Raw genomic sequence first — 20,808 nt, 5'->3', positions numbered from 1 at the left:
GAGCCTAAGCTCTCTTTTTAAGGTTCAAGACATTGATTAACTGCTTCTAGTTAACTTCCTATAGATAGTCTTTTTTATAGTCAGTGGGGACCGGCGGCTCTAAATGCTCAGGTGTAAAGTCCACTTCATGGTCTTTTTTAGGCTGCCACCACCAATGGAAGAAGCGGCTGCTAGTGCGCTTAATGTCGTCGAGTATGATGTACAGCAAGGGCACTAAAATTAGCGTCACAAGGGTCGAGAACAGGATACCGAAGGCGAGGGATGTCGCCATAGGGATCACTATTTGCGCCTGCAAACTACGCTCGAGAATAATAGGCACTAAGCCGACGAAGGTGGTGAGTGACGTCAGGATGATCGCCCTAAAACGATAACAGCCTGAATCGACCGCAGCCTGTCTGACCGACTGCCCTTGCTCCCGCGCACGGTTCACAAAGTCCACCAAAATCAAGGAGTCGTTCACCACCACTCCCGCTAATGCCACTATGCCGCAGAGACTTAACACGCTCATCGCGAGTCCCTGAATTAAGTGACCAAACAGAGCGCCGATAATCCCGAAGGGGATCACAGACATGATGATTAACGGCTGACTGTAGGATTTAAGTGGCACGGCCATCAAAGCATAAATGGTGAACAGCGCAAAGAAGAAGCCTTGCATCAAACCGACCATGGCATTCTGTTCATCCAAACTGCCACCGTCCAGTGCAGTTTGGATTTTAGGGTACTTGGCCTGCAATTGTGGCAGGTAATCTTTTTGGATTTCCTGTACCACTTTTGAAGGTTCAACGATGTTTTTGTTGGCATTTGCCGTGATGGTGATCGCTCGCTTACCGTCAACACGGGTAATTGAGGCGTAGGATTCGCCTTTCTCAATTTGTGCCACGGTCGAGAAGGGAACCGAGGTGCCCGTTGGCGTGCGGATCAGCATATTTTCAAGATAACCCACAGTACGACGTTGCTCTAATGGGTAGCGCACCATCACCTTGATTTCTTCTTTATTACGTAAAATACGTTGGGCTTCATAACCATAGAAACCGTAACGCACTTGGCGAGCTAAATCGGAAAGGGTCAGGCCAAGGGCTTCAGCCTCTGGACGTATCTTCAGGCGAATTTCATGACTGCCCGAGGAGAAGTTGTCGGCAATATCGTACACGCCTTCGTAGCTGGCGAGTTTTTGCTTCAACTCTTTAGAGGCCGCGGACAGTTCATCGAGGTCACTCGAGGTTAGTCTGAAGGAAATATCGCCACCGGCATCGTTGGTGCTCGCGTTAAAGCTGAGTTTTTTAACCGACAAAAGCTCAGGCAATTGTTCACGCCACGCGGCAGCAATCGTCACGCCATCGACTTCACGGTCTTCACCTTTCGTCAGTTCGGCAAAAATGAAGGCAGAGGTACGGGAGCTCATATTGATAAAGCTATGCTTCACCACTTGATAGCCGTTATCTTTCTCCATTTTTTCGTTCATCTTGTACAGGGCTTCTTCTATGCTCTGTACCACTTTTAAGGTGTTACCTTCGGAGCTGCCTTCATCCATTTCAAGTTCAACTTGAATAAAGTCTGAGGGAATGTCTGGGAAAAATACCCAGCGCACTTTGCCACTGGCGACTAAGGCAATCGACAGAATCAATACACCGATAAAGGCAGCGACCACGTTGTATCTGTGTTTGATACAGCGCTCGAGGAAGTTGCGATAGCTGTGGTGAATAAAGTATTGCACTCTGTCGTTAAAATTGGCTTTTAGGTGGCCAAAGAATCCCTTTGGTGCGCCAGGTTTTTTAAACTTCATGTGCGCTAAATGCGCTGGCAGAATGAACTTAGACTCTACCAGTGAGAAGGCTAAACAGAGGATGACCACCATACCGATGGATTTCCAGATAATCCCCATAGGGCCAGAAACCATTAACATGGGAATAAATGCCGCAATTGTAGTTAAGACCCCGAAGGTCGCGGGCATCGCCACTTTTTGCGCGCCGCGGATCACGTTCTCAACCGAGTGACCGTGGCGTTCGACCTCTGTGTAGGCACTCTCGCCGATGACAATAGCATCATCCACCACTATTCCGAGCACCAAGATAAAAGCGAATAGGGTCAACATGTTGATCGTCATGGAGAAAGGTTCGAGCGGCATGACCAACATAGTGCCGAGGAAACACACGGGTATCCCCATCATGACCCAAAATGCTAACTTCAGATCGAGGAACATAGCTAAGATGATAAACACCAACAAGGCACCGTAAAACATGTTCGACATCATCATGTCTAAGCGGCCCTGGAGATAGTGGGTCATATCACCCCAAGTATCGAGTTGAGCGTTAGCTGGCAGTGTGGCGCGGCGCTGTTCTACGTACTGTTTAACTTGGTCTGCAATGTCTAAGGCGTTTTGATCATCAATGCTGGTAACTTCAATAATCGCAGCGGGTTTGCCGTTAAAGCGGGTATATTCCAAACGTTCTTCGAAATCATCTTTGATGGTAGCTACTTGTGGCAGCATCACGCGGCTACCGTCGGCGCGAGTTGTGACGACTATATTGGCAAAGTCATCGCCCGTGTAGGCTTGGCCTTTGGTGCGCAATAGGATATCGCCATCTTGAGCACGAATAGAGCCGCCTGGTAAGTCTAAGGAAGAGTTTTGCACTGCTAATGCGACCTGCGAGAAGGTCAAACCGTACTCTCGTAACTTATTCTCAGAAACTTCAATACCGATTTCATAATCGCGCACCCCAGTCACTTTCGCACGGGTTACCGCGGGGAGTTGGGTTAAATCGTCACGAACCGACTTAGCCAATTCTTTCATATCGTGGAGTGTCATATCGCCATAAACAGACACCCAAATGACGTTATTCTCAGGTTTGATTTGAGAGATATTCGGTTTTTCGATGTTCACTGGGAAGGTTGAAATTGCATCTAACCGCAGTTTGGCTTCATCGAGAATGGTCTGCACTTCGTAACCGTCTTCAACTTCAACGGTAATCGAGCCAACGCCTTCGCTAGCCACAGAAGTCACTTTCTTGATGCCGTTGATATCTTGGATGGCTTCTTCAATCTTGATGTTGATGCCTTCTTCGATTTCCTGTGGCGCCGCACCCGGATATGCGACGGAAATATTTAATAAATTGAGTTCGAAAGAAGGAAAAACCTCTTTATTAATCAAAATACTGCTGAACAGGCCGCCGATGAGTAGAACACACATTAATAAGTTCGCGGCCACACTGTTGCGGGCGAACCAAGCTAAGATCCCTTTTTGAGTGTCCATTATTTAACTCCAGCGGCCGCAAGACTCGATTCAGGAGTATTTTCTTTTGGTGTCTCAGTGGGCAATGCCGCTTCACCTAAGATTTTGACCATTTGCCCATTTGCCATACTGTTGAAGTGGGTCGTAGCGACGCGCTCGCCGGTTTTTAAACTGTCCTTGATAAACACATGTTCCAGATCGCTGCGCACTATGTTCACCTGGCGCATCTCAACGATATTTTTATCGTTAACGAGGGCGACATGCTCGTTGCGGACAATATGGCGGGGTAATTTAACTATGCCATCGACAGTGCGACCTTTGATGACTGCATTGACGAAGCTGCCGTATTTAAGCGGTAAGCTACCTGGCACTTTATTCGCGCGCAGATAGGGATCTTTGATTTCTGCGACCAAATACACCATGCGATTTTCGGCATCGATAACACCTTCACTGCGGATAATATTGCCTTCCCAAGTATTTTCTTTGCCCGCCAAAGAGGCGCTAAGTGTGACTTGGGTATCGGGATTATCGACGGACTCTAGATAGGCTAAATCATCATTAGAAATGGGTAAGCGGATTTCGGCAACGCGAGTGTCATAGAGCTCACCTAGATTAGTGCCTAAGCTAACGTATTGACCTAAATCGACATTTCTAACTTTGATTATGCCATCAAAGGGCGCGCGAATAACCGTGCGCTCAAGGTTACGTTGGGCGCGCGCCAGTGCTGCCTGCGCATATTTTACGTTAGCTTGTTCTTTTTTGAGTTGCGGGATACGTAGACCTAACTCAGGGGGCAAGCCCTTGTCGTAGCCTTTGAATTCGATTTTAGCGACTTCACCACGGGCTATTTCTTCGTTCAGTGCGGCGGTGGCTTGGGCCAGCGTAGCTTCGGCTTGCATTAAGTCAGCCTCGTAATCTGAGGGCTCGATTTGCGCTAATTGGTCGCCTTTCTTGACTATGCCACCTGCAACAAAATGAGGGGAAATAGTGAGCATTCTGCCTTGAACTTCGGTCACGAGTTGGGTTTTATACTTTGGGGTAACCACGCCGTAGGAAGGTAAGTTTAGCGATACTGTTTGCTGAGTCACTTGCGTGACATCAACGATAGGAATAGGCATCTCTTCAGGTTTTTGTTCTGGCGCCTCCTTCGTTTGCATTAATAAGGCTGCGCCAAAGACAAACAGCAGCAGAATAAGAAAAGGAGACAGTCTCCTCAGTAGGGTCTTCATCATATAATGGTTAAATCCATGCTAATCGCGTAATGGGGTTAAAGTAGCAGAGTCGGCCACGCCAATAAATTTATTTTTGTAAATTAAATGTTTCTAAAAGTGATGCCGCGACAGATATGCGCATCATGCATCGATATTTGGGCGAAAATTAGAGCAGAAAGGTGATGAAAGGTTCAGTTAGGTAATTGGAATATATTGAAATAAGAATGAATACGTATTGGGGTTAACTGCTCTAAATCCGCCGCATTTCATTCTATATAATTAAACATAGCAGGATATTTTTAGTAACATCACCCACGTAAGTTATATTTTGGTAATAAAAAAGCCGCATATAGCGGCTTTAGTTTGGTAAGTTTAAGCGGGTGTTACTTTTTCTTACGGGCGATTTTACTCGCTTTCTTTGCCGCTTCTTTCTTGCTCGTTTTCTTCGCAGCTTCTTTCGCTTTCACTTTGGCTTTTTTCTTACCCGGTGTGCGCGCTTCTTTATTCTTTGGACGCAGCTCTTCGATCACGCGGCGTTTCAACGGTTGCTCGATATAACGCTCGATTTTACCAACGATACGCATGTCGTGGGCTTCGGCAAGCGAAATCGCGGTACCTTTTGCGCCAGCGCGGCCAGTACGGCCAATACGGTGGATATAAGTGTCGGCAGAACGTGGCATATCGAAGTTGATCACATGGGTGATATCGTCGATATCGATACCGCGTGCAGCCACATCCGTCGCTAACAAGACATTGACTTCACCTTTAGTAAAGCGACTCAAGGCTTGGAAGCGTTTCTTCTGTTCCATATCGCCACGCATAAAGGCGCAGGGAATACCGACTTTAAGTAACTGGCCTTCTAGGCTAGAAACGATGTCGCGGGTTTTCACAAATACGATAGTCCGTTTGACATCTTCTTGGCGTAGCAAATGGCACAACAGCGCAAATTTATGCTCTTTATCATCGGCTAAGTGAATCCATTGGTGGATCTTGGCTTTTTCACTGCGAGGGGCTTCAACATCGATTTCAATCGGGTCGTTTAACACTTCACGGGCAAAACGTTGTACACCGCCGCCTTCTAAGGTGGCAGAGAACAGCATGTTCTGTTTGCGGCCTTGGGCCTCAATAGCAATGGCTTGCACCACAGAAGAGAAGCCCATGTCTAACATGCGATCGGCTTCGTCGATAATTAAGATATCGACTTCTTGGGCGTTGAAATTGCCTTTGTCTAAATATTCCATTAGGCGGCCTGGGGTCGCGACCAGAATATCGACGTTGCCTGCTAAGGCTTCTTCCTGTGGTCCATAAGGAACGCCACCAGTAACGATAGCAATATCTAAACCTTGGCCTGTGGCTAGGTGACTCGCATAACGGTGGATTTGGCTGGCTAACTCACGGGTTGGCGTGAGGATTAGCACCCTTGCTTGTCCAGCAAAACGACGGGGGAAATCGATCAAATGTTGTAGCGATGGCAGTAAAAAGCTCGCTGTTTTACCTGTTCCTGTCGGGGCGCGCGCAAGAATATCTCTTTGCTCTAGGGCGTAAGGAATCGTTTCTTGCTGAATCGTAGTGGGTGAATGATGCCCCATGGCATTAAGCGACTCTAATAAGCTAGGGTCAAGCTGGAAATCTTCAAATTGCATGCGCAGCGTCTCGACGGATAATAGCGAAGCATTATAAAGGTTATGGCGGTTAACTTAAATAACTTATCTAGATCTCCTGTGTTTATCTTCTGTGTCAGTAAAGTTTTATGGTAATTGGCATAAGTTAATTACTTTTAGGTCAATGTATTAGCATTTAATTTGTGGGAAATTGGACCTTTCGTTAAATTTGCCAAACTTAGCTAGCTTTACTTAATGTGTCAGGATTGGACTCGATATCAGTATTTAAGGTAAAAATCTCGAACCAATTGCACCATGGTTTGTGTGTATTGGCCTGAACTTTCACGAATAGTGATATCACTGAGCTTTGGAGCCATTTGTGGATGAGTCTTGTGGGCGAGCACGCAGAGTACTCGATTAGCGCTTTTCCCTACAATGCTGATAAGGTTGGTTATTTCAATCAAATTGAGCTGAGAGTGCGTTAGTATTTCGTCGAAACGCGCCATACTCTGCATTGGTAATATGAGGCTTGCTTTTCCTTGTGGTGCTAGGCACACATGAATGGCATCGAGTAGTGCGGTAAAGCTTAAGCTATCTGTGTGGCGGGCCATAGCGCGCTGGGATTGTATCGCTTGCGTGCCTTGCTCAAAATAGGGGGGATTACAAATTATGTGATCAAAATACTCTTGATACTCAGTTTGTTGGCAAAAGTCTTGGATGCTGCAATTAACTAAGGTCAGTCGATTAGCCCAAGGACTATTGTGGAAGTTATGTTGGCAAGCATGGGCGGCATTGGTGTCTAATTCGACACTGGTGATATGTGCTTGACTGCGCTGAGCTGCCATTAAACTGAGTAAGCCGCTGCCTGCGCCTATATCTAAGATTGATTTCGCGGTGGTCAGTTGTGCCCATGCCCCAAGGACGACGCTGTCTGTGCCTACGGCCATGCCGCAATTCATGTCATCGATATGAAATTGTTTAAAAGTGAATGCCATGGGGAGTTAATTTTGCCGTTCTAAAGTGATTTAGGCCCAATATTGGGCGCGCAATATTCTAATTCTAGCCCTCGTTTTTAGCTAATGTTTTTAAACAGTCGCATCTGTCCTAGCTGTATGAATTTGTGTCGCCAAATCATTTACTATTTTACGTGGTAATACTAATTTCACTTAATTAACGCTTTAATTTATTGCCTTAGAAACCTTTTATTAGCAGTTAATTAGCATTATTTAGCTTTTTTTGCCTGAACGGACTTGTTGTCTTGTATTGATGCTTTAAGTCTGGTATTAGTTTCGCCCCCATTTTTAATCACTTTTAAGATTAACGGATAGGTAAACGAGTTTGTTGGTGAATTAGTCGTCAGTTAGGCTACATAAACGTTCGCCATCGTTTATAAACTCGGCAGATATCGAACATATTTACCACGGAATTGTGTAAACATAGATTTGCACTCCGGATGGGCTTTGTTTTAGCTATGGCTAATCGACACATAATCACTTAAGTTTGTAAAAAAACAATAAGACAAGATGGGGCTTCCAGTGCAAGACAATCAGATGAGTATCGGAGATACATTAGGCTTAGGTTTTATGACCTTTGCGTTCTTTTTAGGTGCGGGAAACCTAATTTTTCCACCATTCGCGGGTATGTTAGCGGGCGAAAATATGCCCCTCGCCATGTTGGGTTTTTTGATTACCGCCGTAGGTTTACCTTTAGTTGGACTGATTGCTGTCGCTAAGGCTCAAGGTAAGGTTATGGCTATGCTGCCAGTATTTGCAGCAACGACATTGGCCGTCGCGATTTACATTATTATCGGCCCTGCTTTTGCTGCGCCGCGTACGGGATTAGTGGCTTACGAGATTGGCGCTAAGCCATTTATCGATGACACTACGGCAACGTTTTTGCTGGGCAGTTTGGAATTAAACCTGACGCAACTGCTATACACATTAGGTTTCTTCGCTGTCACTATGTTGCTGGCGCTTTTCCCTGGTAAGTTGCTCGATAGCGTAGGTAAAGTATTAACGCCTATTTTATTGATTTTGTTGGTCGGATTAGCCGTTTCAGTGCTGTTTTTACCTGCATCCGAAGTAGGCCAAGCTGTGGGGGATTACCAACAGCATCCACTGACCAAAGGTATTTTGGAAGGCTATAACACTATGGATACGTTAGCATCCTTGATGTTTGGTATGTTGATTATTGATATCCTGCGTAAAAAGGGCATTGACCAACCCAGTGATCAAACTAAGTATCTAATCCGTGCAGCCTTTATTGCCGCCGCTGGTTTAACTTTTGTGTATGTGTCCTTGTTCTTTTTAGGTGCAACCGCCGGCGACATCGCTATCGGCACTAAAAATGGTGGCGAAATATTAACAAATTACGTGACCCGCGAGTTTGGGGAACTAGGCTCAGTCTTGTTGTCATCAGTCGTGACTTTAGCTTGTTTAACCACTGCGGTTGGGCTGGTGAGTGCGTGTTCTGAGTTCTTTAATGAGCTAATGCCTAAACTGTCTTACCGTTTCCTGGTGATCTTTTTAAGCTTGATATGTGCTGTGATTGCGAACGTTGGCCTAAGTCAGTTGATTGCTATTAGTATTCCCGTATTAATGACGATTTATCCTGTGGCTATTGCTCTTGTGGTTGTGACTTTCCTGACCGCTTATTTTGCGAATCCACAGTTTGCACATCGTGCAGTACTGAGCGTGGCACTGTTTTTCGGCATCTTCGATGGTCTTAAAGTGGCAGCGAAAAGTTTGACTGACGCTGATGGTCAAGCCATGAATGGCTTAGCACAGGTTTTTATCCATATAGTGAATGTTATGTCTCCAGTGTTATCTAAGCTGCCACTCTATGAAGAAGGTATGGCTTGGTTATTGCCGACCATTGCGACGATTGCACTGTGTTTAGTATTCGGTCGTGGCCGTGGTCAAACGGCTGCAGCCTAGGCTTTGCATTCTAGTTCTCGTCTTTATGCTTAACTCAGTTAAGCTTATGCAGGCTTAGACATATTTAAATTAATATCAACGGCGTATCATTTGATTACGCCGTTTTTTTATGGAGTATTTGTGCCTAAAACCTATATGCCAGATCCACTTATCGATGCTTTTCTTGATGATCTTTGGTCAAGCAAAGGACTGAGTGATAACACGCTATCGGCCTATCGTACCGATCTACGCCATTTTGATCGTTATCAAGGTCAGCAAGGCGTGACGTTACTCGCGGTTTCTCAGGCCGATGTTAGGGCATATCTGGCCTTTAGAGTTGAGCAGAATTTTGCGCGTACCAGTAGCGCTCGGCTGCTCAGCAGTTTACGGCGTTTCTATACTTATCTGGTGCAGACCAAACAGATTTCAGCCGATCCTATGGCCTTAGTCGAGTCGCCTAAGTTAACGCGCCATTTGCCGGATTCTCTGAGTGAGTCGCAGGTTGACCGTTTACTGTCTGAGCCCAATGTGGATGATGCTGTCGAATGCCGTGACAAGGCAATGCTAGAGCTTTTGTATGCAACTGGCCTCAGGGTGAGTGAACTTGTCGGCTTGACCATGGAACAAATGAGTTTGCGCCAAGGCTTAGTACGTATTGTGGGCAAGGGTGGCAAAGAGCGTCTTGTGCCGCTGGGGGAATTGGCTATTACCGAAGTGGAGGGCTACATGAAATTTGCTCGCCAAGAGTTGCTCGGTAATAAACAATCTGATGTGGTATTTCCGTCGAAACGTGGGCAGATGATGACGCGGCAAACTTTTTGGCATCGGATTAAACTTTATGCTCTGCGTGCGGGGATTGAAACTGCATTATCACCGCACACTTTACGCCATGCTTTTGCCACTCATTTGCTCAATCACGGTGCCGATCTGCGGGTTGTCCAACTGTTATTAGGTCACAGCGACTTATCGACCACGCAGATTTATACCCATGTCGCACGGGCAAGATTGCAGGAATTGCATCAACAGCATCATCCTAGAGGCTAAAAAAGGATTTAGTTACAGCATAAATTTGCTTTCCGCGCGGCTTGTCTGTAACTTTTTGCCCCTATACAGGGTCTATTGAATATCTCGAGTTAGAACGGCCCCAATATCTCGTTGTAGCGACACAATTTATAGGATGTCCCATGAAGTTGACCCCAGCATTATCCTTAGTTTTTGCCCTCCTAGTTGCACCACTTGCCAGCGCTGCCACTGCGACGTCTCCCGATACCGCTGCGATTAAGCAAAAACTCGGTGAGATGTTAGATGTTGAAGTCATTTCTATGCAGGACTCACCAATTGAGGGCTTGTATCAAGCCATGACCAACCGCGGCGTGCTCTATATTAGCCGTGATGGTTCAAAACTATTCCACGGTAGTGTGTATGATATCGATAAGGGCATGAAAAACTTAACCGAAGCCGCATTAGCGGGTCCGCGTTTAGAAATGATGAAGCCGCTTGAAGAGAATATGCTTGTCTATAAAGCGAAAAACGAAAAACACGTGGTCACTGTATTTACCGATGTTAGCTGTGGTTATTGCCGTAAATTGCATAGCCAAATGTCTGACTACAATAAACTTGGTATTACAGTGCGTTACTTAGCCTTCCCGCGCGCGGGTGTGCCGTCAGCTAATGCCGATGAGATGCAAGCTATCTGGTGTGCTAAAGATCCATTAAAAGCCATGACTGATGCTAAAGCGGGCAGCAAAGTTGCCGCGGCAACATGTGATGCTAAAATTGCTGAGCAATATGCTTTAGGTACAACCTTTGGTGTTAATGGTACGCCTGCAATCGTATTAGAAGATGGCAATATGATCCCTGGTTATCAACCGCCTGAAGACTTATTACGCACCTTAGAGGCACGTCAGTAACAGCCTAAAATGTAAAATTTATCCCACGAAAGGTGAGCTTAAGGCTCACCTTTTTGTTATCTTATTGCCACGATTTCATGAGAGTTTGAGTCCCTTGATCCATAAGATAGTCCGTCGCCCAACCGTTGATGATAGCCATTTACCCGCTCATCTTTCGCCGCTATTGAAACAGCTTTACGCTCGCCGTGGTGCGCTAACCCACGAATGCGAGCTTGTCCTTAAGGGTCTATTAAGACCTGAAACCATGAAAGGGTTGCCCGAAGCCGCGGCGCTTATCGCCGATGCAATGCAGGCTAATAAGTCGATTTTGATCGTGGGTGACTTTGACGCAGACGGCGCCACATCGACCAGTGTGTGTATGTTGGCGCTGCGGATGATGGGCTCGGTGAGAGTGGATTATTTGATCCCCAATCGCTTCGATTACGGCTACGGCTTAAGCCCTGAAATTGTTGCAGTTGCGGCTTCCAAACAGGCTGAGCTACTCATCACAGTTGATAATGGTATTTCATCAATTGACGGTGTTGCGGCGGCCAAAGCCTTTGGTATGCAAGTGGTGATTACCGACCATCATTTACCCGGCCATGAGTTACCCGCTGCCGATGCGATAGTGAACCCTAACCAACCGGGCTGTCCATTTGCCAGTAAATCGATAGCGGGTGTCGGCGTGGCCTTTTATTTGATGACCGCATTAAGGGCTGAATTACGGACGCGAAACTGGTATCAAACCCATGGTATTTCTGAGCCTAATTTAGGCACATTACTCGATATCGTTGCCCTTGGCACCGTTGCCGATGTGGTGTCACTCGATGCCAATAATCGTATTTTGGTTGAAGCAGGTTTGCAGCGCGTGCGAGCCGGGCGTTGCCGTGTGGGGATTACTGCGTTGCTTGAAGTGGCGAAGCGAAATCCGGCGCGCATTGTCGCATCTGACTTTGGTTTTGCCGTGGGCCCTAGACTGAATGCCGCAGGGCGACTAGATGAAATGGCACTTGGGGTTGAAACCTTACTCTGCGAAGACATGATGTATGCACGGCGCATGGCGGCAGAGCTTGACGGATTGAATCAAGAACGTCGTGAGCTGGAAGTCGGCATGCAGCAGGAAGCCTTAAAAAGCCTAGAGCACTTAAAGCTTAACGAAGCCGAGTTACCTTGGGGGATTGCTTTATTTCAAGAGGATTGGCATCAAGGCGTGATCGGGATTTTGGCCTCGCGCATTAAAGACAAATACCATAGACCCGTGATTGCCTTTGCCGATGCGGGCAATGGTGAAATTAAAGGTTCTGCGCGTTCGATCAAAGGCTTGCATATGCGCGACTTATTGGAGTTAGTGAACACTCGCCATCCGGGACTGATTATCAAATTTGGTGGTCATGCAATGGCGGCGGGTTTATCGCTCAAAGCGGGCAGTTTTGCGACATTTGCTAAAGCCTATGATGATGCGGTGCGTGAGCAGCTTAAACCTGAGTTGTTAACGGGCGAGCTTTGGTCCGATGGCGAACTCACTCCCGCAGAGTTGAATCTTGAAATGGCTCAGTTACTGCGCAATGCGGGGCCTTGGGGACAAGCTTTCGAAGAGCCGTTATTCGATGGTTACTTTACGATAGTGCAACAACGTCTTGTCGGTGAGCGTCACCTTAAGCTCGTACTCGAAACCCAATGCGGCACTGTGATGCTCGATGCCATTGCCTTTAATGTGGATTTGCATACTTGGCCAGATGCGACGATTAATCATGCCCGTGTTGTGTATAAACTCGATGTGAATGAGTATCGCGGCAATTTTTCGCTGCAACTTATGGTTGAGCAAATCGAAGCTATGTAAGCTTCTGATGACAAGGAGTGAAGTTGAAATCATTATCCGATAAAAAAATCCGCCAGCTACTTAAGCGTTTTGCTTGGATATATGTTGTCTGCTTAAGCATACCGTTTATCTCAACCTTACTCACCACTAAGGCTCAGGGGCAAATGCTACTTATGGGGATTTGGCCAGCAGCCTCCTTGTTTTACTTTCTCGCTTACCGTTATTTAGCTAAATCCTTTAAGTATGAAATCAATCGTCACTTAGCCTTTAGTTATCATGGCGGTGGCACTTTAGCGGGGGCTTTGTATTCGTTAGCTAAAGTGGTGTTATTAGCGATGGCATTTATGATATTTATGAGTGCCAATAACACCTGAACTGACGTTAACGGAAAATTTCGGAGAAAGGAAAATGCAGCAGGAAACAGGATACAGAGTCAGTACAGACCAAGCTGAAATGAATCTTGAGGTTATCCATGGCTTTATTAGTAATAGCTATTGGGCGCAGGGCATGCCAAAGGCGCTGCTACAAAAAGCGTTAGCCAATAGCCTGTGTTTTGGGGTATTTGATAAGGACAATCAACAAGTGGCTTTTGGCCGCTTAATCACAGATAAAGCCACTTTTGCCTATCTTGCCGATGTGTTTGTACTTGAGTCGCACCGTGGCTTAGGCTTAAGTAAGTTGATGATGACATCAATTATGGAACATCCTGAATTACAAGGTTTAAGACGGATAATGTTAGCCACCCGCGATGCCCATGGACTCTACGCCCAGTTTGGTTTCAACGCGGTCGATACCCCTGAAATGCTCATGCAAATTAGGCCTGCTAAGCCTTATCAATACCTTAGTTAACATCAAAAAAATAGCCAGCATTTGCTGGCTATTTTTGCGTTAGCTTTGATGTCTGTTGACGAAGCCTTAAGCGGCTTTGGTCGCGGCGGTTTCTTCATCGCTGTGGCGAATTAAGTAATCAAATGCGCCCAGTGATGCGGTCGCGCCGCTGCCCATGGCAATGATAATTTGCTTGAAAGGTGAGTTAGTGACATCACCTGCGGCAAAAATACCTGGGACTGAGGTTTGCCCGCGCTCATCGACTATGATCTCGCCCCTTGGGGTTAAATCGATCGTGCCCTTCAACCATTCCGCATTCGGTACTAGCCCAATCTGCACGAAGATACCTGCAAGTGCGACATGGTGACTCTCGCCAGTGGCTCTGTCTGTGTAGTTCAGGCCATTAACCCGAGTACCATCGCCAGTCACTTCAGTGGTCATGGCTTGGGTAATGATTTTAATGTTACCCATAGAAGCCGCTTTACGTTGCAGTACATCGTCGGCGCGCAGGGTTTTATCAAATTCCAGCACAGTCACATGTTCTACTATGTTCGCAAGATCGATAGCCGCTTCGATACCTGAGTTACCGCCGCCGATCACCGCCACACGCTTGCCCTTAAATAACGGGCCATCACAATGTGGGCAGTATGCGACGCCTTTGCCACGGTATTCTTTCTCGCCGGGGACGTTCATTTCACGCCAGCGGGCACCTGTGGCTAACAATACGGTACGGCTACGTAATTTAGCGCCGCTTGCCAGTTCAAGCTCGAACAAACCGTCAGTCGTCAATGACAAAGCTTTTTGGTTGTCCATGATGTCAACTTCGTAGTCTCGTACATGGGCTTCAAGGTTTGCCACTAGTTTTGGACCTTCGGTCGCTTTGACCGAAATAAAGTTCTCGATACCGACGGTTTCGGCCACTTGTCCGCCAAACTTGTCTGCAACAATACCGGTGCGAAGTCCTTTACGTGCTGCATAAATAGCGGCCGCTGCGCCGGCTGGGCCGCCGCCGACGACTAAGACTTCGAATGGCGCTTTTTCATTAATTTCATCGGCCTTACGGCTTGCGGCATTGGTATCCAGTTTATTGAGGATCTCGCCAATGCTGATACGGCCGGCGGCAAACACTTCGCCATTTAAGTAGACAGAAGGCACAGCCATAATGTTTTTGCTGGTTACTTCTTCTTGGAACAGGGCACCGTCGATCATCACGTTGGTGATCTTCGGGTTAATGGCCGCCATCATGTTCAGTGCCTGTACTACGTCTGGGCAGTTTTGGCAGGTCAGTGAGACGTAAGTTTCAAAGGCATATTTGCCTGGCAGATTGCGGATCTGCTCAATAATATCATCGCTGAGTTTGATTGGGTGTCCACCCGTGTGCAGTAATGCCAGCACGAGTGAGGTAAATTCGTGACCCATAGGCAGACCAGCAAAGCTGATTTGCGTATTAAGCTCTGGGTTAATCACTGTCATCGCCGGGATGCGTTCGCCCTGAACTTCTTTCAGGCTCACCAGAGAAGATAGGCTGACAATGTCTTGCGCTAAGCTTTTTAATTCTTGAGACTTTCTACTTTCATCTGCAGACACGACAAGTTCAACTGGTCTCTTGAGGTTTTGCAGATAGGTTTGCAGTTGATTTTTTAAATTCGCATCTAACATGTGATGACTCCAAAATCGCTTAAAAGGGAGAAGTAAGGGGGCCAGTCTAGGCCCTTGCAGGGGCGGGCTTAATCCTTTGCTGCGTGGCGCTACAACTGTGTCGGCTGTAACGCCAATCAGCTTGGGATGCTAGACTGGCGGGGTTGAGGCTTTGCAGGCTAAATTAGATTTTGCCAACGAGGTCTAAAGACGGTGCTAATGTTTCGTCACCAGGTTGCCATTTAGCTGGGCAAACTTCGCCATCGTGAGTAGCAACATATTGAGCTGCTTGAATTTTACGAACTAGCTCTTGAGCGCTACGGCCGATGCCTAAATCGTGAACTTCGCTGACCTTGATTTGGCCTTCTGGGTTAATCACGAAAGTACCACGTAGTGCTAAACCGTCTTCTTCAATCATCACGCCGAAGTTACGGCTGATAGTGCCTGTTGGGTCAGCCAGCATTGGGAAGTTGATCTTCTTGATGGTGTCTGACGTGTCATGCCATGCTTTGTGAGTGAAGTGAGTGTCAGTTGATACTGAGTAAACTTCAACACCCATTCCTTGCAGTTTTTCGTAGTGATCAGCCATGTCACCTAATTCAGTTGGGCAAACAAAGGTAAAATCTGCTGGGTAGAAGAAGACAACAGACCATTTACCTAACAGGTCTTGTTCAGTTACTGGAACGAACTCACCATTGTGGAATGCAGTGGCTTTGAATGGTTTGATTGTGCTGTTGATAATTGATTGAGTCATTTTATGCTTCCATTTAGTTGATGATGGCTTAAGTTCATAACGAGGACATTTGCTTGCGTCCTGTCGATGTGAAGCATATTACCGACTCGATTAAAATTAAGATAACGGATAAAAACTATTATCCTAATCGGTTTAGTCGAATGGTGATGCGATTAGGTCGGACTCAATCGGTTTTTCTACGACTGCTGCGGGTTTGGCGTGATTGGGTGTAGTCTGGGTTTAGTCGGCTGGTCTTTGGTCTTTGGTGATTGAGATAAGATAAATTTCGAGCATAAAAAAGGGATATCAATGATATCCCTTAAAGTGTAAATACAATTAAAACAAGATACTGAGGTTCTAGGTTCTAGGTTCTAGGTTCTAGGTTCTAGGTTCTAGTTCTGTGCTTTGGGTTGAGTTAACCAAGTGCTGAGTAAGCGCACGCCGTAACCTGTTGCACCCGCAGGCACAACAGCGGTATCAGTGGCGGTTAAGGCATTGCCCGCGATATCCAAATGTGCCCAAGGCTGTTCGCCCGCAAAGCGTTTTAAGAACATGGCCGCAGAGGAAGCACCCGCGCTGCCTTCTTTACCTGTGTTTGTGAGATCCGCGATAGTGGATTTAAGCTCATCCGCATAGGCTTGATCTAACGGTAAGCGCCAGACTTTTTCGCCAACCTGTTGACCTGCATAAGTTAGCTGCTGCACTAAAGGCTCAGAATCGGTAAACAAGCCTGCGTAAACATTGCCTAATGCACTCACTTTTGAGCCTGTCAGTGTCGCAACATCGATAATCACAGATGGCTTATAATTTTCTCTGGCATACCAGAGGCCATCGGCCAGCACTAGGCGACCTTCGGCATCGGTGTTGAGCACTTCAACGGTGAGACCTTGGGCGGTTTTAATCACATCACCTGGGATCATTGCATGACCCGATACCATGTTCTCCGCCATTGGCATAATTGCTACTACGTTGACAGGCGCTTTTTGAATCGCCATAGCTTTTATAGTGCCAAGCACTGTGGCTGCACCTGCCATATCTGACTTCATCCGCGCGATTGAAGTACCTGTCGCCTTAATATTGTAACCACCCGAGTCGAAGGTGATGCCTTTACCGACCAGTGCGATTGGCGCGTCTTTGCTACCAGGCCAATGGGCGACCACTAACTTAGGTGGGCGCTCGCTGCCTTTACCTACAGCAGCTAAGGCGCCCAGTTGTAGACGTTCGATATCTTTGGCTTCTAATACCGTGACTTTAACACCGAGGGATTTGAGTTTTCTGGCTTCGTTAGCAAAGCTGTCGGGATACATAATGTCTGCAGGTGCGTTTGTCAGATCGCGCGCTAAAAACACACCCGCTTCAACCGCTTGCAGATTTTTATGGTGTTTTTGGTTGCGACTTAAATCATCGACAGCGATTTGGTAATTCTTCTCGGCACGGGGGCTCGCTTTGAACTGAGTGTAGCGATAACTGCGTAGTTCAATTCCGTGTGCAAGCTCAGAGGCAAATAGCGGCGCAGCAGTTAAGCCTTGGGTGAGTACACGCACTGTAGCTTGGGGAACCGTATCGAGTTTGGCCGCAACATTGCCACCAATGGTATTAATGTCACCGGGCGTTAAGTTTTTTGCATCGCCAATGCCGACCAGTAAGACCCGTTTAGCATCAATTTCGCTGGGTACCAAAATCTCGAGGATTTCCCCCCGTTTGCCGGAAAAAATATTATCCGCCGTTGCTAGGTTTAATTGGTCTTGGGTCGACTGAGGTAAAAAGTCGATCCCATAGGTAGTAGAATCAGCGCTTTGGAATAGCACTAATGTATCTGAATTCAGTGAGCTACGAGTGTCAAAACTAAAACTTTCGGCGTTAGCATTGAGAGAGTTAAGGCATGCCAGAGCCATAACGCTTAACATAAATTTGTGCTTATTTTTCATGGTGACAGCTCATATCATGGAAGTGTGAGAAGAATATCAAAGCTCAGCCTTAGGGTTAACTAATTTACGCTATTTTGCTGATATTAGTATTAAATCCAAGGCCCAAAGCGTGTCAATGATCGATCAAGGGCAAAACCCAATTGTTGCGATAAAGATTGAGCACTACTTTTAAGGGCCGAGGTGCCTAAAAGCTGTGGCGATTGGCTCGCAAAAATCACCCAATTACCGCCGCCTGTGAGACAAGCGTTCACATGGGCAAAGTGTTGTTGTAAGTCGGCTAACAACTCGCGATTTTGGCTATGTTCTTTCCAGCAGTTCAGCACTAAATACCCATTGGGTTTGATGAGGTTAGTGCATTGCTCAAGGAATATTGGCGAAAGCTGCCCTGTTTCAACGCCTTTGGCTGTGTAAATATCGGCAAAAATTACATCCACTTTTTTATGATCGCCAGCAGCTAAAAAAGCAATAGCATCATCATTGATAAGATTGAGCTTTTTACCTATCGGCAGCTGAAAATAGCGCTTAGCTAACTCAATCACCGCGGGGCGTAATTCCACCGCTGTTAACTTTATTGCCGCGTCGAAATTGCGCAGTGAGTGAATAATCGAGCCGCCGCCTAAACCTAAAACAATAGCGCTCTTGGGCTTACAAAATAGTAAAACCAACAACATGGCTTGCACATAAGTGTGCTGGGGAATATGGGGCGCCGCCTTGAGGATCTTACTCTGCTCATCGTTATCCCCAAAGGACAGGATCCGTGAGTCGTCGTAATCGATTACACGAATCGGGCCTAGTGCGTCTTGGGTTTCATGTAAGAGGGTCGAATCGGCCATATTGGATTAATTACTCGGTTTAGCTGTTTGGCTTGTTTGCACGGGCTATAACTGCTCGTGCAAAAAAGTTAGAATTCAGACAGTTTTAGTTAATTGAGCCGCTATTATGACAAATCAAATCCTGCTTGCCTGTATTTATCTTGTAGTGTTTATCTTTTTACAGCGCGCCTTAACCCATTGGGTTAGAAAACTCGCGCAAATGAAGCAAGTGAGTGTTGCACGGACCAGTTTAGTGACCCGTTTTATTTCCTATGTGATGTTTTTTATTACTCTGTCATTGATGGCGGTCTCGCTCGGACTGGGCTATCAGGATGTGTCGCTATTTGTGTCATCCGCCTTTGCAGTAATGGGCGTAGCATTGGTTGCTCAATGGTCGATATTGAGTAATTTAACCGCTGGCGTGCTGATCTTTTTCGTGTTTCCTTACCGTATCGGCGAGCGCATTCGAGTGGTTGATAAGGATGAAGATATTAGCGGCGTGATCATCGAAATCGCGTTATTCCATGTGCTTATTCACCGCGACAATGGCGATACCATTACTTATCCCAATAACCTCATGCTGCAAAAGGCAGTGTTAAAGCTGGCCGATCAGACTCCCTTAGCCGAACGTCAGGCCTTACTCGAAGGCAAAAAGAAGTTTGATCCTGAGTAACAAAGGATATAGATACATGGTCATTGAAGAAGAGGTTGGCAAATTGATTGATACTGAACTTTATAGTTCATTACTCGTCTATGCAAAAAAGAATAGCAAAGTAAATGTGAATGAATGTGATCTACCTAAAGTGTTATTAGCCTATGATGCACAAAAAATAAACGCCGCCGAATTTTATATTTTAGAGATGGAGAAGATAGTGTCATCGAACATGCCACTATTTACTCGTTTCTTTGATAAAAAGATTGATACTTTTATTGATGCACCAGATGAGCAAGAGAGCAATGATGATGTTATCGCAACACTGCCTTTTTATAAAAATTTCTTGGTGATATACATTATTGAGTTCTGCCTCTTAATTGAAAAACAAGATGAACTAGAACGTTACCTTAAAAAAATAAGAGTCCCAGGCAGCAAAAAATATTCACGAAAATTAAAGGAGATAATGACTGCTTTGTAATTGAGAACAGTCAGAGTTATACGTGTACATAATTTTTAACAAACTTGATAGATCTGGCCATGGTTGGCAACCTTAGTTATTTGGAGTTCGCATGTTTGTAAAGTCAATAACCATTTTTCCTTTTGGTGATATTTCAGGAAAAGGTCAATCAAAAATCTGGGAAAGGAAATTAGATATACCTTATTTAGGGGATGGCTTTCTCATACGTATTTGGGGGACAAAAGAGGGACCAACAGTATCCCAATGTGAGGCATTCGATAAACTCATCAATAATGCAGAGCAGATTAGAAAAGATGCAACTGCTAGGATTATTCATTTCCTTACCTCTTCTGACATTGTTCCTACAGATATTGAGCTCTCCTCATCCAATGTTTGGACATTTTTGTTGCCATGCCTGATCGAAGTTAATGCAAATAATGAATACAGCCTTGGTGTTGGTAAGCTAGGTTCAAATGCCATTTCCATTGGATATGATATTTCTTGGGGTGAAGGTTTTCCTCTTTTGCAGATAGGTGTTTTAGATGGCTTTATCGATGAAATATATTCTGAATAGTGATTATCTGCTTTTTACTAGCAGTTTAATATATGAAAGGATGAATCACTAAAACCATAATATTAGTTAAGGTTTTAGTGATTCATTTGATTTTAAAAAGTTAGATCGTTAGGTGTATTTTAGATAATTACTGAACGCTATTTTAACGAGGCGATAAAGGCTTCAGACTTTTGGCGGTAGGATTCTTCAAATGCAATGATAGCAGCTATGATACCAGAGCCCAAAAGCACTTGTAGAGAGGGGATAAGAGTAGCTATGCCCACTGTCGACCGTAAGCGTAACGCCAACCACACCTTGCGGTGTGGCTGGTGATCAGTAAGGCAGGAGTTGCTGTAGTTTCTCTTGGGTGTTGGCTTTGGGTAGCTCGGTTAATAAGCGGCATAGGTAATCATACGGCTCCAGTCCGTTGATTTTTGAGGTCTCGACCAGGCTGTACAGTGCCGCACTGGCTTGTGCTCCCGTCTTGGTATTGGCGAACAACCACGCCTTGCGACCAATCACGAACGGTTTGATGGCGCG

General features: G+C 45.9%; 18 protein-coding genes. 9 read left to right on the top strand and 9 right to left on the bottom strand.

Annotation, left to right across the window (positions count from 1 at the left end):
* Positions 1–58: 58 nt before the first annotated feature.
* The 4 genes from L5M10_RS02460 to L5M10_RS02445 form a co-directional block, all read right to left on the bottom strand.
* Entirely contained in the window at positions 59–3,250 is a 3,192-nt protein-coding gene (locus L5M10_RS02460) for an efflux RND transporter permease subunit (RefSeq protein WP_173246595.1), read from the bottom strand.
* A complete protein-coding gene (locus L5M10_RS02455) occupies positions 3,250–4,461 on the bottom strand; it encodes an efflux RND transporter periplasmic adaptor subunit (protein WP_263238737.1) in 1,212 nt (403 codons plus the stop codon). Before L5M10_RS02455 ends, L5M10_RS02460 begins: the two co-directional genes overlap by 1 nt.
* A 362-nt stretch (positions 4,462–4,823) precedes the next feature.
* Positions 4,824–6,083, bottom strand: coding sequence for an ATP-dependent RNA helicase SrmB (gene srmB / locus L5M10_RS02450; RefSeq protein WP_105250089.1), 1,260 nt, complete (start codon positions 6,081–6,083; stop codon positions 4,824–4,826).
* Positions 6,084–6,319: 236 nt separating this feature from the next.
* Positions 6,320–7,036, bottom strand: coding sequence for a tRNA1(Val) (adenine(37)-N6)-methyltransferase (locus L5M10_RS02445; protein WP_263167463.1), 717 nt, complete (start codon positions 7,034–7,036; stop codon positions 6,320–6,322).
* A gap of 528 nt (positions 7,037–7,564) precedes the next feature.
* Here L5M10_RS02445 and brnQ point away from each other — a divergent pair.
* The 6 genes from brnQ to L5M10_RS02415 all read left to right on the top strand — a co-directional run bounded on the left by brnQ (position 7,565) and on the right by L5M10_RS02415 (position 13,513).
* Entirely contained in the window at positions 7,565–8,977 is a 1,413-nt protein-coding gene (gene brnQ / locus L5M10_RS02440; protein ID WP_168824874.1) for a branched-chain amino acid transport system II carrier protein, read from the top strand.
* A gap of 120 nt (positions 8,978–9,097) precedes the next feature.
* Positions 9,098–10,000, top strand: coding sequence for a site-specific tyrosine recombinase XerD (gene xerD, locus L5M10_RS02435; RefSeq protein ID WP_105250086.1), 903 nt, complete (start codon positions 9,098–9,100; stop codon positions 9,998–10,000).
* A gap of 140 nt (positions 10,001–10,140) precedes the next feature.
* On the top strand, positions 10,141–10,866 hold the full coding sequence (dsbC, locus tag L5M10_RS02430; protein WP_105250085.1) for a bifunctional protein-disulfide isomerase/oxidoreductase DsbC: 726 nt from the start codon (positions 10,141–10,143) through the stop codon (positions 10,864–10,866).
* A 94-nt stretch (positions 10,867–10,960) separates the two neighbouring features.
* Positions 10,961–12,685 (top strand): single-stranded-DNA-specific exonuclease RecJ, encoded by a 1,725-nt coding sequence (gene recJ, locus L5M10_RS02425; RefSeq protein ID WP_263236692.1) that lies wholly within the window; start codon positions 10,961–10,963, stop codon positions 12,683–12,685.
* Between the two features lie 23 nt (positions 12,686–12,708).
* Positions 12,709–13,038 (top strand): hypothetical protein, encoded by a 330-nt coding sequence (locus L5M10_RS02420; protein ID WP_113939820.1) that lies wholly within the window; start codon positions 12,709–12,711, stop codon positions 13,036–13,038.
* A gap of 34 nt (positions 13,039–13,072) precedes the next feature.
* Entirely contained in the window at positions 13,073–13,513 is a 441-nt protein-coding gene (locus tag L5M10_RS02415) for a GNAT family N-acetyltransferase (RefSeq protein ID WP_263236695.1), read from the top strand.
* Between the two features lie 66 nt (positions 13,514–13,579).
* Here L5M10_RS02415 and ahpF read toward each other — a convergent pair whose 3' ends face one another.
* From ahpF to L5M10_RS02395, 4 genes are all read right to left on the bottom strand, one after another.
* Complete coding sequence (gene ahpF, locus L5M10_RS02410) at positions 13,580–15,151, bottom strand: alkyl hydroperoxide reductase subunit F (protein WP_263236697.1); 1,572 nt, start codon at positions 15,149–15,151, stop codon at positions 13,580–13,582.
* 163 nt (positions 15,152–15,314) lie between these two features.
* On the bottom strand, positions 15,315–15,884 hold the full coding sequence (gene ahpC / locus L5M10_RS02405; RefSeq protein ID WP_105250080.1) for an alkyl hydroperoxide reductase subunit C: 570 nt from the start codon (positions 15,882–15,884) through the stop codon (positions 15,315–15,317).
* Between the two features lie 371 nt (positions 15,885–16,255).
* Positions 16,256–17,791 carry a leucyl aminopeptidase gene (locus tag L5M10_RS02400; protein ID WP_263193019.1) on the bottom strand — a complete coding sequence of 512 codons (1,536 nt, stop codon included), beginning with the start codon at positions 17,789–17,791 and terminating at the stop codon, positions 16,256–16,258.
* Between the two features lie 89 nt (positions 17,792–17,880).
* Entirely contained in the window at positions 17,881–18,624 is a 744-nt protein-coding gene (locus tag L5M10_RS02395) for a spermidine synthase (RefSeq protein ID WP_113939824.1), read from the bottom strand.
* Positions 18,625–18,730: 106 nt separating this feature from the next.
* Between L5M10_RS02395 and L5M10_RS02390 the strand changes: the two genes are divergently transcribed.
* From L5M10_RS02390 to L5M10_RS02380, 3 genes are all read left to right on the top strand, one after another.
* Positions 18,731–19,276, top strand: coding sequence for a mechanosensitive ion channel family protein (locus L5M10_RS02390; RefSeq protein ID WP_263167454.1), 546 nt, complete (start codon positions 18,731–18,733; stop codon positions 19,274–19,276).
* Positions 19,277–19,292: 16 nt separating this feature from the next.
* Entirely contained in the window at positions 19,293–19,736 is a 444-nt protein-coding gene (locus tag L5M10_RS02385) for a hypothetical protein (RefSeq protein ID WP_263254788.1), read from the top strand.
* A 91-nt stretch (positions 19,737–19,827) separates the two neighbouring features.
* On the top strand, positions 19,828–20,289 hold the full coding sequence (locus L5M10_RS02380; RefSeq protein WP_263236698.1) for a hypothetical protein: 462 nt from the start codon (positions 19,828–19,830) through the stop codon (positions 20,287–20,289).
* Between the two features lie 312 nt (positions 20,290–20,601).
* On the opposite strand, the gene L5M10_RS02375 is transcribed toward L5M10_RS02380, so the two are convergent.
* A partial coding sequence (locus L5M10_RS02375; protein WP_263197534.1) for a transposase domain-containing protein occupies positions 20,602–20,808 on the bottom strand: 207 nt, incomplete at its 5' end.

The sequence above is a fragment of the Shewanella sp. SM32 genome (genome assembly GCF_025654235.1).
GTDB lineage: Bacteria > Pseudomonadota > Gammaproteobacteria > Enterobacterales > Shewanellaceae > Shewanella > Shewanella oncorhynchi.
Note: the sequence above shows the minus strand (reverse complement) of the source record. Positions and strands in the feature narration are given on the sequence as shown.